The sequence below is a fragment of the Candidatus Hydrogenedentota bacterium genome (assembly GCA_019637335.1).
Classification (GTDB): domain Bacteria; phylum Hydrogenedentota; class Hydrogenedentia; order Hydrogenedentales; family JAEUWI01; genus JAEUWI01.
Window position 1 is genome coordinate 37,621 of the sequence record JAHBVV010000020.1, and the last position, 14,970, is coordinate 52,590.

Here is a 14,970-nt window from a genome sequence, read left to right on the forward strand (position 1 = left end):
GGATTCCCATTTTCATGGGAATGACGGATGTCGCGAGGGGCCTCGCATGGCGACCAACCGGCGTTAGACCGACAGGTCGAACCCGGGGGACGCGCTACTGATGCTCACCGTCTCGCCAGACTACAGCAACGCCCTCTTTATGGACTTCGTCTACCTCCTGCGCGAGTATGGCGTGCCCGTGAGCCCGAGGGATCTGCTGGAGTTGAACGAGGGCCTGGAAAAAGGGCTCGCGAGCGATCTCGACAGCCTCTTTGTCTTTTCGCGCCTCGTGTTCGTGCGCCGGGTGGAGCATATGGACGCCTTCGAGCGCGCGTTCTGTCTCTATTTCTTCGACATCGACATTCCGCCTGTGGCCGAGGGCGACATGGCGCTCTTCAACACGAAGCAGTTCCAGAAGTGGCTCGCGCAGCAGATCGCCGAGGGCAAGATCCCGAAAAAGGCCATCTGGCACTACGATCCCGACGAACTGATGCAGAAGTTCTGGGACACCGTCCGCGAGCAGATGGAGGCGCACGCCGGCGGCAGCAAGTGGATCGGCCAGCGCGGCAACTCGCCCTTCGGGCACGGCGGCAATTCGGAGCGCGGCATCCGCGTCCACGGCAAGCCCGGCAACCGCAGCGCGCTCAAGGTCATCGGCGACCGCCGCTACGTGGAGTATTCCGACAAACAGCAGCTCCGCGCGGAGAACCTGCGCCAGGCCCTCGAAACCATGAAGCACATGAAGAACGAGGGCCCCCGCGATCGCCTGAACCTCGACGAGACCATCCGCCGCACCGCGCGCAACGGCGGCGACATCGACCTGTGCTTCGAGCGCGACCTGCGCGACAAGATCAGCGTGCTCCTCCTCATCGACAACGGCGGCTACTCCATGATGCCGTTCGTCGAGATCACCCGGCTCCTCTTCGCGAAACTGCACGAGCGCTTCGAGGACATCCAGACCTGCTACTTCCACAATACGATCTACGAGAACGTCTGGACGGACTTCCGCCGCCTCCGGACCTATCCCACCGAGCAGCTGCTCCAGCGGCGCAACGACACGCGCGTGGTCATTCTCGGCGACGCCTCCATGGCCCCCGAAGAGCTGGAGTCGTATGGCGGCGCCATCAGCAACTACAGCGGCGGCGTCCACCACAAGCCCAGCCTCTACTGGCTCAACCGCATCGCCGACCGCTTCCCCCACGCCTGCTGGCTGAATCCGCTGTCCAAAGATCTCTGGAAAGACACCTACGGCTACTACACCCTGAATCAGATCCGCGGGATCTTCCACATGGAGGACATGACCCTGGGGGGAATCAAGGGCATGGTGGAGTTTTTGAGCGAGAAGTGATTGGCAGTTGGCAGTTGACAGTTGACAGTTGACAGCTGACAGTTGACAGCTGACAGAGGGCCGTGTCCCGTCCTGATTGGTGACGCATTAGCGGAATGTAGCTGGCTTGATTTCTTGACGACACCAACCCGCGCCGCAACGGGAGAGCGGACCAATGGGAGCGCGGGCGGCCCGCCCGCATCGCGCCGAAGGCGCGAATCTGATACATGGCGGCAGCCCGGGCAGAATCGCCTCGCCAGTCCAATGTGCCGATCTTCAAAAAACGCTGTGCACCTACGGCGCCTTGTGGGCGGGGCTCCCTCATGCGGCGTGTCTTCGACCTGCGCTCCCCGTGTTGGGCGGCGGACACCTGCTATGCGCGGGGAGAATCCGCCGCGATGTCCATAATCGATGCCCACACGGATCCCGTGCTCGCCGTGTTCGCCAGGCACGCACACCGCATGGCGCTGCGCAACGACGCCAACTACAGCTTCATGATGAACAATCCGATCACCCGATGAACCGGACGCGGCGTGGCGTCAAGGGCATGTTGGGGTATCCGCGTGAGCAATAAATGCCGCCGCGGATGATCGGCGGGACATCGTCGCGCAGCCAATTCGGCTCGCGCCTGCTCGACAATCCCCCTCGACAAGAAGTAGTCATTCCTGACAACTCTGTGTTTGATTGGCGCTGGAATTGCATTGTGCGCCTCGAGGGAAAGATTCCGTAACGCCAGTCATGCCAACAACTAACCCAGCGCGCCGAGCATCGGAACATATCTTGCACGACATTATGTTTAATTCAAATCATTTCTACACAATAGAAAGGAGGAGAGAATCGTGAAATGCCATCACTGTGGGTTCACCCTGGCCGCATTGCTCTTTGCCGGCAGCGTTTCAGCGGCAACCATCTACGACAACGGGGGGCCGGACAACATTACCGGTCTCTATTCGGACGCGAGCGACTTGCCCGGCCCCGCCCAGTACACCGCCGACGACTTTGTGCTGAGCGCCGGAAACAATACCATTACAAGCGTCCATTGGTGGGGCGGGTGGGACGTTGCCGCGCCCGGCCCGGTAACCGACTTCATCATCACGATTTACGAACAGGAATCCGGCGCGCCGGCGGTTACGGCGCTGCACACCGTTAACGTGGGTATGGTTGCGGGCGTCGATACGGGAGTGGACACCCTGGCAGGCGGGTTCGACATTTACGAATACGGCGCGTTCATAGACCCGATAACCCTGACCGCGGGGGAAACCTACTTTCTCAGTATTACCAATCACTCCGGCGATTCGAGCGCGGACTGGTTCTGGGCGACCCATGAACGCCCGGGCGGAGACGGCTACTTCCGCAGCGATCCGTCCGGGCCGTGGTTTCAGGATGCGGTGGGGGTCGATGTGGCATTCTACCTGACGGATGACGTCGCGCCGCAACCCGTCCCGGTCCCGGCCGGCGTCGGTCTGCTGGGCATGGGCCTCGCCGGCCTCGCCCTGCGCTGGCGGAAACGCGCCGCCTGACGCGGGCGAACACACATCACCGATAGTACCCATGCCGCCACGTTCCCCGGACCGTGGCGGCGTAGGTTTGTTGACTGTCTGGACGTGTCGCGCGCGCTCCTGACTCCCACCGCTCTGCCGTCCTTGCGGCAAACCCGAAAATCGCTTATCATGGGGCGCTGCATTTACCCGTATCAGGAGAACGCGCCCCCATGAAAACGTTATTCGCCACCCTGCTGTGTCTCGCGGCGCTGCCCGCGACGGCGTCCACCCACTGGTTTAACGCCATCGACCTGAGCGACAGCCCCCGCGCCGTCGCGCCGGGAACGTACCAGGTCTGGGCGTGGGTCCCCGTAGCGAGCGGCGGCAGCCTCGCGGTGAACGGGCAGACGCTGGCCGTTCCGGCGGGCGATGAAAACGCGCAGTCCCGGAACAAGAATGGCTGGTACTGGGTCCGCGCGGGCGAGGCCGCGTGTCCCGACGGCCAGGCGTCCATCAAGCTGGGCGAGGGCGTGGCGGCGGTGGCGCTCTCCACGGCGGCGGACTTCGATCCGGCGATTGCCCAGGCCCGGCGGCGGGTGCTGGACCGGCCGGAGCCGGTGGTGGACGGGCGGGGTCAGCGCGCGCGCCACACGGATACGATTTTCACCATGCCGCCCTTCGAAACGGCGGCGGACTGGGAGGCCTACGCGGAGAAATTGCGCCTCCAGGTGCGCCTGAGCTCGGGGCTCTACCCGTGGCCGGAGAAGACGCCGCTGAACGCCGAGATCACCGGGACCATCACCCGCGAGGACTACAGCGTCTCGAAGGTGAAGTTTGAGGCCTACCCGGGCTTCTACGTGACCGGCAACCTCTACCGCCCCCTGGGCGATGGGCCGTTTCCGGGCATGATCTGCCCGCACGGCCATTGGGGAGAAGGGCGCCTGGAAGACAGCGAGCGCGGATCCATCCCGGCGCGCGGCATCACCCTCGCCCGCATGGGCATCGTCACCTTCATGTACGACATGATCGGGTATGTGGACAGCCTCCAGTTCGATCACAACTGGGGCGGGGAGCGGGAGAAGCTCTGGGGCGTGCATCCCTTCGCCCTCCAGCTCTGGTCCTCGGTGCGCGCGGTCGACTTCCTCCAGTCCCTGCCCGAGGTCATGCCCGATCGCATCGGGTGCACGGGCGCGTCCGGCGGGGGCACGCAGACCTTCGCGCTCACGGCGATCGACCCGCGCATCCGGGTTTCGGCGCCGGTCAACATGATTTCCTCCCGCATGCAGGGCGGCTGCCTCTGCGAGAACGCGCCGATCCTGCGCCTCTTCAATTCCAACATGGAAATCGGCGCGCTCACGGCGCCAAATCCCCTCCTGCTCGTGTCCGCCACGGGCGACTGGACGCGGGAGACGCCGCGCGTGGAGTACCCGGCAATCCGCAGCATTTTCGACCTCTACGGCGCGGGCGATCGCGTGAAGAACGTGCACGTGGACGCCCCGCACAACTACAACCTCGAAAGCCGCGAGGCCATGTACCGCTTCATGGGCCGCTGGCTGCTGAACGAGTCCGGCTGGGACGGCTTCACGGAGCCGCCGTATCAGATTGAGCCGAAAGAGGCCCTCCGCGTGTTCCCGGACCAGGAACGCAACACCGCCGAAGGCGAGGCGATCGTCGAGCGCGTCATCGAATCCATCGCCGCGCGGTGGGACGGCCTCCTCGCGGGCGCCGGTCACGATCCCGCGGCCTTTGCGGCGGCGCACCGCCAGGCCTTCGCGCAGGTCATGGGCACGGCCGTTCCCGACGCCGCCGATCTCGCCTGCGAGCGCTTCCGGATGGAGGAGCGCGGCGCCTACGTACAGGAAAACTGGGTCCTCGGACGCCGCGGCGAGGGTGACGCCATCCCGGCGCTGTTCTTCCGGGGCGTGGGCCCCGCGCCGCAGGATGCCGTCTTGCTCGTCAGCGGAGGCGGCAAGGAATCCTTCCTCGATCCGGCCACCGGCCTGCCCGGCGCGCTGGTTCAAGGGCTGATCGACGCCGGCCACGCCGTGCTGTGCATCGACCCGTTCCTGACCGGCGAGCAGCGCGGCGTGACGGAACACGTCCAGCGCCTGCGCGCCGGCGGCTTCATGGACACCTTCCAGCCGACCGACACGGGCTACCGGGTGCAGGACGTGATCACGGCGGCGGCCTTCCTCCGCGCGCGCCGCGACCTGACCGGCAGCGTGACCGTCGCGGGCCTCGATTCCGCCGGCCTGTGGACATTGCTGGCGAGCGCGGTCGACGGGCAGATGACAAAGACCTACGCCGACCTCGGCGGCTTCGATCCGGAAAGCGACCAGGCCTGGGTGGAACAGCACTATCTGCCCTGCATTCGGAGTGTGAGGGATGTGAAAACGGCTTCCGCACTCATCGCGCCGGCGCCGCTCTTCGTGGCCACCGAGAGCGCCACCGCGCCCAGGGGGATGATTGGGGCGGTGGGAGTCGCCTCGGCATCGGGCGACGCCGCGCTGCTGAGCCTGTTGAAGTAGACCCTGGCTGGCCCTCAACCGATCACAGGGACGGCAGCGTCGGCAGGGACATCAGGGACAGCAGGGACGGCAGAGACGCTGTGGGATGTCCCTGTAGTCTCTGTAGTCTCTGTAGTCCCTGAACACCCCGTTGGCTCAGCCCGGATTATCGCATGACCACACCCACCGACACCCTGATTCACATCACCGACCTCCATTTCTGGGAAGTCGTGAAAAATCCCTTCGCCCTGTTGAACAAGCGCTTTCTCGGCAACGCCAACGTAATCTACCGCCGCAGGAAGGAATTCCACATGCGGCAGGCGGAGCCCTACGCGGATCACCTGGCCAGCCTGGGCATTTCCGAATGCCTCATCGGGGGCGACTTCACCTCGACCGCCACCCACGCCGAGTATCGCATGGGGCGCGCGTTTGTCGATGGCCTGACGCGCCGGGGCCTCAATGTCCACCTGATGCCCGGCAATCACGACGTCTACACCTTCGAATCCGTGCGCGCGCGGCGCTTCGAACACTACTTCGCCGGCCTCGCGCCGGACGCCGGCTACCCCTGCGCCCTGGCGCTTCCGGGCGGCACACCGCTCATCCTTACGCCCACCGTCTGCCCCAATTATTTTTCCTCGGCGGGACGGATAACCCGGGCCGAGGCCGAGGCCACGGGCGCACTCGTGGAGGCGGCCCCGCCCGGCCCGGTTTTCGTCGCGGGGCACTACCCGATTCTCCACCGTACGGCGAGCTACACCAGCCCCCGCTCGCGGCAACTTCGCAATGCCGAAGCGTTGCGCACGGCCCTCGGTGAAACCGGCCGAGACATCCTGTACATCGCGGGGCACGTGCACCGGTTCAGCTTTACCCGCGACGCGCGCTATCCCACCCTGCGCCACCTCACGACCGGAGCCTTCTTTCTCCAGCGTCCGGGCGACGCCTGCCAGGGCGCCTTCAGCACCGTAAGCGCGCGGGCGGATGGCTTCCAGGTGGACTGGCACAGTTTCGACGGCGCCTGGAGCGCCACGCGGGTGGATGTCGCGGCGGATGGGGCCAATTAACCGCGCGCGCGGGCCGGCCCGGTTGCAACCCGTTTCGGGCCGGTGCTAGCATACGTGCGTGGCGAAAAAGAGACTGAGAAAGCCGCCCCGCCCGAAACTCCGAACGTGGTTTCCCAAACGGGGGCCCACCTGGCTCAAACTGGAGCCCGCCGGACTCGCTTTGGTGGGCGGCCTGTTTTTCGCCACGTGCGCCATGGTATTCTATCTAATCCGGCTGTTGAGCGGCGCGGTGATGGGTATCGATGAAATACTGATCAGGGTCGCCTTGACTTTTTTTCTGGGCTACACCGGCGCCGGTTTTTTCGTATGGTATCTGCTTCACCTGGCCGAGCTTGAACTGGACCGCGGCAAAGCCCCGGCCGGCCCGGAGCACCTGACGGGCCATGCGCCCGCCGCCGCCGGAACCGCCCCGGAATCGGACGCCCCCGCCGAGCCCGCGGAACCACAAGAATTTCAGGAAAACGAGGAACAATCATGACACGTTACCTTCTCGCCCTCCTCCTCGCCGCGCCCGCGCTGGCCCAGGCGCCCAATCTTGAACGCATGGACGTGGTGCAGCGCTCGCTTCCCGACGGGCCGGTCGCCCTGGTGGATGGCGCTCCCATTACCCGCGGCGATTTTCTGTTTCTCTACCAGAGCCAGTGCATGATCCTGGCGTCGCAGGGAAAGAAGCTGGATGACACCACCCGGATCAAGGCGGGCATCACCACCCTGGCGGAACTGGTGCAGCGCGAGATCCTCAACCAGCTGGGCGAGCGGCGCAAGCTGGATATCTCCCAGAAGAAAGTCAACGACGCCTACGCGGAGCAGATGAAGACCCTGATCGAGCGCTTCAGCACCGACGAATTCACGCCGACCGAGAACGACCTGCTGGAGCGTTCCGGCCAGACGAAGGAGGATGCCCTGCGCGATATTCGCAAGGCCCTTATGGTGGATCTGGCCAGCGACGCGCTCGCCGACGAGAAAAAGGTCACCGTGAGCGACGCCGAGGCCCGCGATTTCTACAACAAGTACCAGGAGCGCTTCCAGCGCCCCGGAATGCTCCACCTCAAGCAAATCTATGTGCGCCCCGGCAAGGACCCCGCCACCGCCACGGAGAAGGACTGGGCGGACGCGGAGAAGAAAGTCCGCAATGCGGCCGCGCGCTTCCAGGTGGGCGACACCTTCGAGGCGGTCGCGCGATCCATGTCCGACGGCAAGGACCGGGAGCAGGGCGGCGACATGGAAATGCGCCCCGCGAGCAACCTTCCCCCCGTCTATGTCGAACGTTCGAAATCCATGAAGGAGGGCGAAACGTCCGAGCCCTTCAGGAGCGAGTTCGGGTGGCACATCATCCGGCTCATGGCGCGCGAGAGCGAGGCGGACATCCCCTTTGAGAAGGCGCGCGACGGGATCAAGCGGCAGCTCCGCGAAATCAAGAAGCTCGCGGTTGTGGAAGACTACTGCCGCCCGATCATGGCCGACGCCGGGCGCGTCCAAATCTTCCTGGACCTGAAGATCCCCGAGGACGCCGCCGCCAACACGCGCTGATCGGCCCGCGCCACGGCCACGGCGCGCAACAACCCGGGAGGACCATTCCCACGTGAGCATCATCCCGACCCTGGCCCTCCTGGGCGCGAGCCTGCTCTGCGGGAGCGCGCCGGGTACGTATGCCTGGCCCCTCGCCCTGGAACCCCAGCTGACTTCCAGTTTCTGCGAGTACCGGCCCGGGCGCTTTCACGCGGGCATCGACCTGCGCACCAACGGCGTCGGGCGGGACGTATTCGCGGCGGGTGACGGATACATCAGCCGTGTTCGCTGCTCGCCGTACGGGTACGGCAAGGCCGTCTACCTGCAATTGAACGACGGCAACTCGGCGGTCTACGCGCACCTTTCCGGTTTCTACCCGGAACTGGAAGAGTTCGTCCGCCGGGAGCAGCACGGCCGCAAGAGCTACACCGTCGATATCCACCTCCAGGCGGGCCAGTTTCCGATCCGCAAGGGCCAGCTTATTGCGAAGAGCGGCCAGACCGGCATCGGGGCGCCGCACCTCCATTTCGAAATGCGCGACACCTCCGGGGATCCGGTCAACCCGCGCCTCCTCGGCTTTGACTGGCCCGATTCGACGCCGCCGCGGATCGACAAGGTGCTCGTGGCGGCAAAGGGCCTGGACGGCCGCGTCAACGGCGACATCGTTCCCATGGTGCTGGACGCGACCCGTGACGAGAGCGGCCGCCTCCGCACCACGCCCATCTACGTGGAAGGGCTTATTGGGGTTGGCGCGGACGTCACCGACCCCGGCGCGGGCGGGTACAACCTGGGCGTGCACCGCCTCCGCCTGCTCGCGGGCGACACCGAAGTGTTCCGCGTGCAGCATGATCGGATGAGCTACGGCAACCACCGCAACGGCGCGGTTTCCTACCATCCGTACATGCGTGACCAGGGCCGCTTTCTGGTGCTCTGGCGCTGGCCGGGCAACACCTTTTCAAGCTACCAGCACAGCCGGGGAGATGGCTGGCTGGCCGTGACGCCGGACCTGCGGGAACTCACGGTGGAAGCAACCGACTTCCACGAGAACGCCACCACCGTAACGATCCCGATCGTTCCCGGCGCCCCGCCCAGCCTGCCCGCCGAACGCTATGTCGGCAGTATCGACGTATGGGGCCCGGAGCTGATCGTTTCGCAGCAGTTGCCCCCGGGCGCCTCGGGCGCGCCCCGCCTCCACACCGGCGGCGGCCCCGACCTGCCCTTCGCGCCCTTCGGGGATGGCCTGTTCCGCGCCGCCTTTCAGCCCTCCGCCAGCGGCCGCTACACGCTGAACGCGGTCCACGACGCACTGCCGGACGCGCCGCGCGAAGTCGCGGCCTTTGTCCAGGGCCAGCGCCGCACCACCGTCACGATGGGCGATGTGGAGCTGTCCGCGCGCCCCAACAGCGGCTATGGCGTGCTCTTCCTCCGCGCCTGGAAGCATGCCGCGCCGCCGGCGCACCCGCTGCCCGCGCGGAGCGACGCCTACCAGATCTGGCCGACCGGCGCGCCCATCTTTGACGCCGTCCAGGTCTCGATTCCGCTCTCGGAGGGCGCGCGCTATGCCCCCAACGTGCACGTGTACCGCCACCGGGGCGCTTCCTGGTCGCGCGAGGATACAACCCACCGAAACGGACGCCTGGAATTCGAAATGACGTCGCCGGGGATCTTCATGGCGATGGAGGACGCCGCGCGCCCGAACTTCGCCAACGTCACGCCGCCGGAGGGCTATGCCGCGCAGACGCGCCGTCCCGAGATTCGAGCGAACGTCTCGGACACGGGCAGCGGGATCGCCGGTTTCTCGATTACCTGTGGCGGGCAATGGCTCCTTTCGGCCTACGACCCCGAACGCGATCTCCTGTATTGGGAACAGGACGCCGACCTCCCGCCGGGGCCGCTGGAACTGGTGTTCACCCTGACCGACGCCGCCGGAAACACCGCGCGGTACACCCGCAACATCACCGTGCCGTGAGGGCGGACGGGCGCTCGACGCGGGCGGCGCGAATGCGGTAAGATCCGCGTTCGAACCGGCAGAGGAGCGTGTGATTCCATGAGCAACAATCCCCGAAAAATCTATCTCTGCGGCCCGATCATGGACGTGAGCGGCGGCGAAAGCACGGAATGGCGCAGCCGCGCGAAGGAGCGCCTCTCGGGCAAATTCGTCGTGCTGGATCCGATGCGCCGCAACTTCCGCGACCGCGAGATTGACAGCGCCAACGAGATCGTGGATTTCGACCTGCAAGACGTGCGCGACGCGGACATCCTGCTCGTCAACTACACCAAGGCCTCCATAGGGACCTCCATGGAGGTCTTCTACGCATCCCACGACCTCGGCAAGTTCGTCATCGCGTTCAGCCCCTTCGCCTTTCAGGACATGTCGCCCTGGATGGTGAAACATTGCACGAAAATCCTGCCGGATCTGGGCGAAGCGCTGGGTTATATCGACCGGCACTTCTAATCGGACGCCCGATCAGCGGCAAGCTCCCGCCCTTCCGTATCGCGGGAGCGCCGGCATGGCCGGCTTCGCCGCCGTGGACAGTTGGGACGGCTACCCCGCGTCTTTCGCGGAATGCACGCCGTCCCGCGACTCACGCCCGTCATGATCGAGACACGCTTTTTCGCCGGTGGGCGCTCTGCCCCGCTGAAGGTTTGCCGGCGGGGAAAGCGCGCGGCCACGGAGGATCCGCGGCCGCGCGCCTGGTTTTCCGGAAGCGCTGTGTTGGGTTACACGCCGAGTTCGTGGCGGATAACGCGCAGTCCGAAGGTGCCCGTCAGGGCCTTGATGCTCTTGCCATCGTCGTCGCCCGTGTCCCGGATATCCTTCTTGATGCGCGCAATTTCCTTCTTCAGTTCTTCCAGCGCCGTCTCCTTGGCCCGCAATTCGCCCAGCGCCTTCTTCACCTTGGGATTGGCCAGGAAGGAATCCTTGTCCCCCTTGAAGCTTTCCCAGCCCTTCAGGATTTTCTTGGTCATGGTGTCGATTTCTTTGCGCATCTTCTCCGCCTTCTTCTTCTGCGCCTCCAGCATCTCCTCGCTCTTCGCCCACACCTCCTTCTCGCCCCGCTTCATCACCTTGCCGTGGCTGTCGCGGTCCGATCCGTCCGTTTCGCGCGCCGTGGCGCTGGGCCCGGGCATCCCGACGACAGAGACCTTCTTGTAGCCGCGCTTCTTGAGTTCGTCCCACACTTTCTTGGCGAAGGCGTCGTCCTGCTTGTCCTTCTCGGGGCCGCCCGAGGCCGTGAAGCAGCCGCTGAGGGTGATCTTGCCGCTGTAGTCCTTCGCGATGCGCTTGGACTTGTCCTTGTTTTTGGTCAGGAGGTCACAGATCTGGGCGGGCTTCTTTCCGGCCAGTTCCACGCCGATGACGCGGCCGGGCTTGATCTTCGGCGCGCCGTGCGCGCAGAGCAGAATGTTGCCCGTGATGCCGCCCAGGTCCATCGAGTCTTCGTCCTGGACCTTCGTCTTGAACTTGTCGCCCTGGGCCTTCGCGGCGCCGTCGATGATCTTGTCACCCTTGTCCAGGTTGACCACGGCGGCGGAGGATTTCTTGAGCTGGGCCTTCAGGCCGAGGTAGTTTTTCACCAGGACCGACATCGCCTCGAACTTGGCATCGACCTTGTCGTGTATGACGAGGACCAGATCATTCTTCACCACGCCGGCCATGAAGTAGGGGTCCTTCAGGTTCTTGTTGGCCTCGTGGTACTTCTTCATCTTCAGGGCGTCGGATGTCTTGACGGGCACGCCCTGCACCCCCTTCTCGCCGAATTCCTCCAGGTCGTACGTGATGGCCTTCATTACATTGCCGATATTGAACTTGCTGAAGTCGATGTTCTTCTTCTCCCCATAGATGATGGGACTGAGTTTGGCCGGCATGACGAACCCTCCTCTGCGCGTGGCGCGACTGTTGCCTTGAACCCACAAAATCTGCCACTGGATAGTAGCACGGGCGGATGCTCCCGGAGGTAGTCATTTTCTTGTGCCTGGCCCCGTACAAAGAACTTGACAATCCAATGAGAATGTATTATCGTTATCGGCAGAGTCTGGCGCAGGAGTCAATTCAGATGCGTAAACGTATACAGCGATGGATACCCGCGGGCCGAGCCACGGCCTGTTGGGCGGTGTTTGCCGCCTACGGGATCGCTGTGTTACTTGCCGCGCTGCATCCCGCGACCCACCATGGCGGGCATCCCGCCGACACAGAGGCCACGGCGCATACGATCGTGCTGTTGACATCGCTCGACGGCGATCATGATCACGGCTGTGACACCGCGGTTACCTGTGCCGCTTGTGCGGCAATGAAGCGCACGGCGGGAGCCTTTGAGGCTGTTCTGGCCGTTGATCGTTGCCGTCCCGCCCACCGGCCCATGCCGGTCATCCAGCCGCCGCTTTCGCAGTGGCGCCCCCTCCACATCGCGCAACGCGCGCCTCCCCGGGACGTCTGACGGGCCGATCCTGGCCCTGTCAGGTCAATTTCCCCCTTCCCGCATTCCCACGCTCCACGTGCGCCGGTTCGCGCGCGTCTGGATTGGGAACCGCATCCGGTAGAGTCTTTTCACCCGGGAGAGGTATGGATCATGGAGATCATCATACGCCGCCGTGACATTTATGTTGTCACTATTGCATCGAGCCTTTTTTTCAGCTGGGTGGCATACGCCACCTACGACAACAAGGACGCGCGCGATCGCCTGCGTGAGCTGGGGCGCGGGCATATAGACGAGTGGTTCGCGACGGAACCGGAGGGCACGCGGCGCGAGGACTACGAGTACCTGGCCATTGTCGACATGGTGCGCCCCTATGAGCTTTTCGGCCCGGCTTACGGCGTGGTTCACGTTTACCTTCGCGACAAGGGCGACGTGGATTGCAAGACGTTCCAAGGGGTCGAGTACTACTACCGCATGGAAAACGGGGCATGGGTTCTCGAGGACAGCGCGGGGTGCGGCGCGAAGGAACACCATGTTCGCGCGTTTCAGCATTACCTCGCGGATGGCATGTCCGTGGAGGATCACGTTTTCGACAAGGCGATTGGCATTGACTTCGATGTCGCAAAGGCCGAGGCTCATCTGAAAGCCCGAGACGCGGGGGAGAATCCGTTCATTGCTTCGCACCGGCACGATCACGGGCACGATCACGGACATGCTCACGGGCACGGGCACGGGCACGGGCACGGGCACGGGCACGGGCACGGGCACGGGCACGGGCACGATCACGCACGTAGCCACAGCGATCATGACGCGAAGGCCGGCGCGGCGGATCCTTCGGCGGGGTCGTTCGCCGGCGGCGAGCGGCACGATCCCCCCAGCAGCCCAATCCAACGCCGCAACAGCGGACAATACGCCGGGGCGGTGAATGGGGAGGTGGCCGAATGAGCGCGCACGCGGAGAAGGTAATCGAAGTCAGCGATCTGGTGGTCGAGTACAAGACGGACGGCGGGAAGCTTATACGCGCGGTGGACGGGCTGAACCTGTCCGTTCGGCGCGGCGAGGTGGTGGGATTCATCGGGCCGAATGGGGCGGGCAAGTCGACCTGCATCAAGGTGCTCATGGGGTTCCGCACGCCGACGCGGGGAACGGTCCGGGTGATGGGTCTGCCCGCGGGCGATATGCGGGGCCGGCGCCAGGTTGGGTTTCTTCCGGAGGTGGCGCTGTACTACCCGTTCCTGACGGCGCGCGAGACGCTTCGGATGTTTGCGAAGTTACGCGAAATTCCGCGCGCGCGCCGGGAAGCCGTGATCGACGAGCTGCTTGCGAAGGTGAAGCTCAGCGGGCGCGATCGCGAGCCGGTGCGCGGCTTTTCGAAGGGGATGCTGCAGCGGGTTGGGATTGCGCAGGCGATCATGGGCGATCCCGATTTGCTGATTCTGGACGAAGTGACCTCGGGCCTCGATCCCGTGGCGCGCTACGATGTCCGGCGCATTCTGATGGACTTCAAGGCGAAAGGGAAGACGGTGTTCTTTTCTTCGCACGAGCTGTCGGAAGTCACCATGCTCTGCGATCGCGTGATCCTCATCGATGAGGGCCGCGTGCTTGTTGAGGACCAGCTGGCCGCGCTCTCCGGGGCGATGCGCCGCCACATCGTGAAGGTTGACGGCCTTCACTCGCCGCCGGAACTGCCGGCGGATGTGTTCATCCATGCCGTGAGCAACGGGCAGACGACGTTCTCGGCGGAGAACGGCGAGGCCCGGGACGCGCTCCTGGCGATGCTGGAGGTGGATGGTCTGGTTCCGCAGGCGGCGTACGAGGAGCCGGGATCGCTTGAGGATTACTTCGTACACAGTATTGGGCACAAAGTCAGCTAACCCCGTTTCGGTACCCGGGCCCGCGCCCCGGTGGAGATAGAAAACCATGGAAAAAGTATTGGGCATTGCCCAGGTCACCATCATTGAGTCGTTCCGGCGGAAGGACCCCTATGTACTGCTTATTCTTGCCGCCCTGATCATCTTCGGCGCGGGCCTTTTCAGCCGCTTCGGCACCGAAGGCCTCGGCAAGTTCGTGAAGGATGTGGGGTATACCGTCACCGGAATGCTCTCGGTCCTCATATGCGTCGTGACGGCGGCGCGCCAGCTCCCCAATGAAATCCAGAACAGGACGCTCTACCCATTGTTGGCGAAGCCCGTCTCGCGGTTCCAGGTGTTCCTGGGCAAGTATCTCGGGGTGGGCGTCATGGCGTCCGCCGTCGTGCTGCTGTTCTCGCTGGAACTCTATTTCCTGTTTCGGGTGCTGGGGATTCCGGTAAACGGCGTGTTCTTTCAGGCCGTCTACCTGCGCGTGCTGGCGATGTGGATCATCGCCGGGATGACGCTCAGCCTATCCGTATACATGACCCAGAGCGGAAATGTTACGGTGTCGCTGCTTCTCGCGCTGGCGATGCAGACCTTCGCCAACACCCTCATCACCGTCCGGACCGACCTGCAAGGCTGGGGCCTGTGGCTGGTGGACGCGCTCTACTGGATTCTTCCGCACCTCGAGCTCTTCGACCTGACGAAGCGTGAAGTACACAACTTTCCGGCGGCGCCGTTGTGGGTGCTCGGAGCGCTGACCGTGTACGCGGCCCTGTACTCCGGCGTGTTCATGGCCGCCGGCATGCAGCGCTTCCGCGCGCTCAACCTTTGA

The 14,970-nt window shown here is 64.6% G+C and carries 13 protein-coding genes; 12 read left to right on the forward strand and 1 reads right to left on the reverse strand.

The window, feature by feature from the left end; translation table 11 throughout:
* Positions 1-100 precede the first annotated feature (100 nt).
* The 8 genes from KF886_18650 to KF886_18685 all read left to right on the forward strand — a co-directional run bounded on the left by KF886_18650 (position 101) and on the right by KF886_18685 (position 10,319).
* Positions 101-1,327 carry a hypothetical protein gene (locus tag KF886_18650; GenBank protein ID MBX3179381.1) on the forward strand — a complete coding sequence of 409 codons (1,227 nt, stop codon included), beginning with the start codon at positions 101-103 and terminating at the stop codon, positions 1,325-1,327.
* 818 nt (positions 1,328-2,145) lie between these two features.
* On the forward strand, positions 2,146-2,826 hold the full coding sequence (locus KF886_18655) for a hypothetical protein (GenBank protein MBX3179382.1): 681 nt from the start codon (positions 2,146-2,148) through the stop codon (positions 2,824-2,826).
* A 191-nt stretch (positions 2,827-3,017) separates the two neighbouring features.
* Positions 3,018-5,315 carry an acetylxylan esterase gene (locus KF886_18660; GenBank protein MBX3179383.1) on the forward strand — a complete coding sequence of 766 codons (2,298 nt, stop codon included), beginning with the start codon at positions 3,018-3,020 and terminating at the stop codon, positions 5,313-5,315.
* 152 nt (positions 5,316-5,467) lie between these two features.
* A complete protein-coding gene (locus KF886_18665; protein ID MBX3179384.1) occupies positions 5,468-6,355 on the forward strand; it encodes a metallophosphoesterase in 888 nt (295 codons plus the stop codon).
* Positions 6,356-6,413: 58 nt separating this feature from the next.
* On the forward strand, positions 6,414-6,833 hold the full coding sequence (locus tag KF886_18670; protein MBX3179385.1) for a hypothetical protein: 420 nt from the start codon (positions 6,414-6,416) through the stop codon (positions 6,831-6,833).
* Positions 6,830-7,885, forward strand: coding sequence for a peptidylprolyl isomerase (locus KF886_18675; protein ID MBX3179386.1), 1,056 nt, complete (start codon positions 6,830-6,832; stop codon positions 7,883-7,885). Before KF886_18670 ends, KF886_18675 begins: the two co-directional genes overlap by 4 nt.
* 52 nt (positions 7,886-7,937) lie before the next feature.
* Complete coding sequence (locus tag KF886_18680) at positions 7,938-9,833, forward strand: peptidoglycan DD-metalloendopeptidase family protein (GenBank protein ID MBX3179387.1); 1,896 nt, start codon at positions 7,938-7,940, stop codon at positions 9,831-9,833.
* 78 nt (positions 9,834-9,911) lie between these two features.
* Positions 9,912-10,319, forward strand: a complete 408-nt coding sequence (locus KF886_18685) for a nucleoside 2-deoxyribosyltransferase (protein MBX3179388.1) — start codon at positions 9,912-9,914, stop codon at positions 10,317-10,319.
* A 266-nt stretch (positions 10,320-10,585) separates the two neighbouring features.
* On the opposite strand, the gene KF886_18690 is transcribed toward KF886_18685, so the two are convergent.
* Positions 10,586-11,734, reverse strand: a complete 1,149-nt coding sequence (locus KF886_18690) for a hypothetical protein (GenBank protein ID MBX3179389.1) — start codon at positions 11,732-11,734, stop codon at positions 10,586-10,588.
* Between the two features lie 188 nt (positions 11,735-11,922).
* Here KF886_18690 and KF886_18695 point away from each other — a divergent pair, with 188 nt between their 5' ends.
* The 4 genes from KF886_18695 to KF886_18710 all read left to right on the forward strand — a co-directional run bounded on the left by KF886_18695 (position 11,923) and on the right by KF886_18710 (position 14,970).
* A complete protein-coding gene (locus KF886_18695; GenBank protein MBX3179390.1) occupies positions 11,923-12,303 on the forward strand; it encodes a hypothetical protein in 381 nt (126 codons plus the stop codon).
* A 132-nt stretch (positions 12,304-12,435) separates the two neighbouring features.
* A complete protein-coding gene (locus KF886_18700) occupies positions 12,436-13,227 on the forward strand; it encodes a hypothetical protein (protein MBX3179391.1) in 792 nt (263 codons plus the stop codon).
* Entirely contained in the window at positions 13,224-14,156 is a 933-nt protein-coding gene (locus tag KF886_18705; GenBank protein MBX3179392.1) for an ABC transporter ATP-binding protein, read from the forward strand. Before KF886_18700 ends, KF886_18705 begins: the two co-directional genes overlap by 4 nt.
* Before the next feature lie 46 nt (positions 14,157-14,202).
* Positions 14,203-14,970: an ABC transporter permease gene (locus tag KF886_18710; GenBank protein MBX3179393.1), complete on the forward strand. Its 768-nt coding sequence runs from the start codon at positions 14,203-14,205 to the stop codon at positions 14,968-14,970.

Excerpts from the sequence above, each read along its gene's own strand:
- KF886_18650 (MBX3179381.1), top strand. The coding sequence starts at position 101 with ATGCTCACCGTCTCGCCAGACTACAGCAACGCCCTCTTTATGGACTTC.
- KF886_18660 (MBX3179383.1), top strand. The coding sequence starts at position 3,018 with ATGAAAACGTTATTCGCCACCCTGCTGTGTCTCGCGGCGCTGCCCGCG.
- KF886_18665 (MBX3179384.1), top strand. The coding sequence starts at position 5,468 with ATGACCACACCCACCGACACCCTGATTCACATCACCGACCTCCATTTC.
- KF886_18675 (MBX3179386.1), top strand. The coding sequence starts at position 6,830 with ATGACACGTTACCTTCTCGCCCTCCTCCTCGCCGCGCCCGCGCTGGCC.
- KF886_18685 (MBX3179388.1), top strand. The coding sequence starts at position 9,912 with ATGAGCAACAATCCCCGAAAAATCTATCTCTGCGGCCCGATCATGGAC.
- KF886_18690 (MBX3179389.1), bottom strand. The coding sequence starts at position 11,734 with ATGCCGGCCAAACTCAGTCCCATCATCTATGGGGAGAAGAAGAACATC.
- KF886_18695 (MBX3179390.1), top strand. The coding sequence starts at position 11,923 with ATGCGTAAACGTATACAGCGATGGATACCCGCGGGCCGAGCCACGGCC.
- KF886_18700 (MBX3179391.1), top strand. The coding sequence starts at position 12,436 with ATGGAGATCATCATACGCCGCCGTGACATTTATGTTGTCACTATTGCA.
- KF886_18705 (MBX3179392.1), top strand. The coding sequence starts at position 13,224 with ATGAGCGCGCACGCGGAGAAGGTAATCGAAGTCAGCGATCTGGTGGTC.
- KF886_18710 (MBX3179393.1), top strand. The coding sequence starts at position 14,203 with ATGGAAAAAGTATTGGGCATTGCCCAGGTCACCATCATTGAGTCGTTC.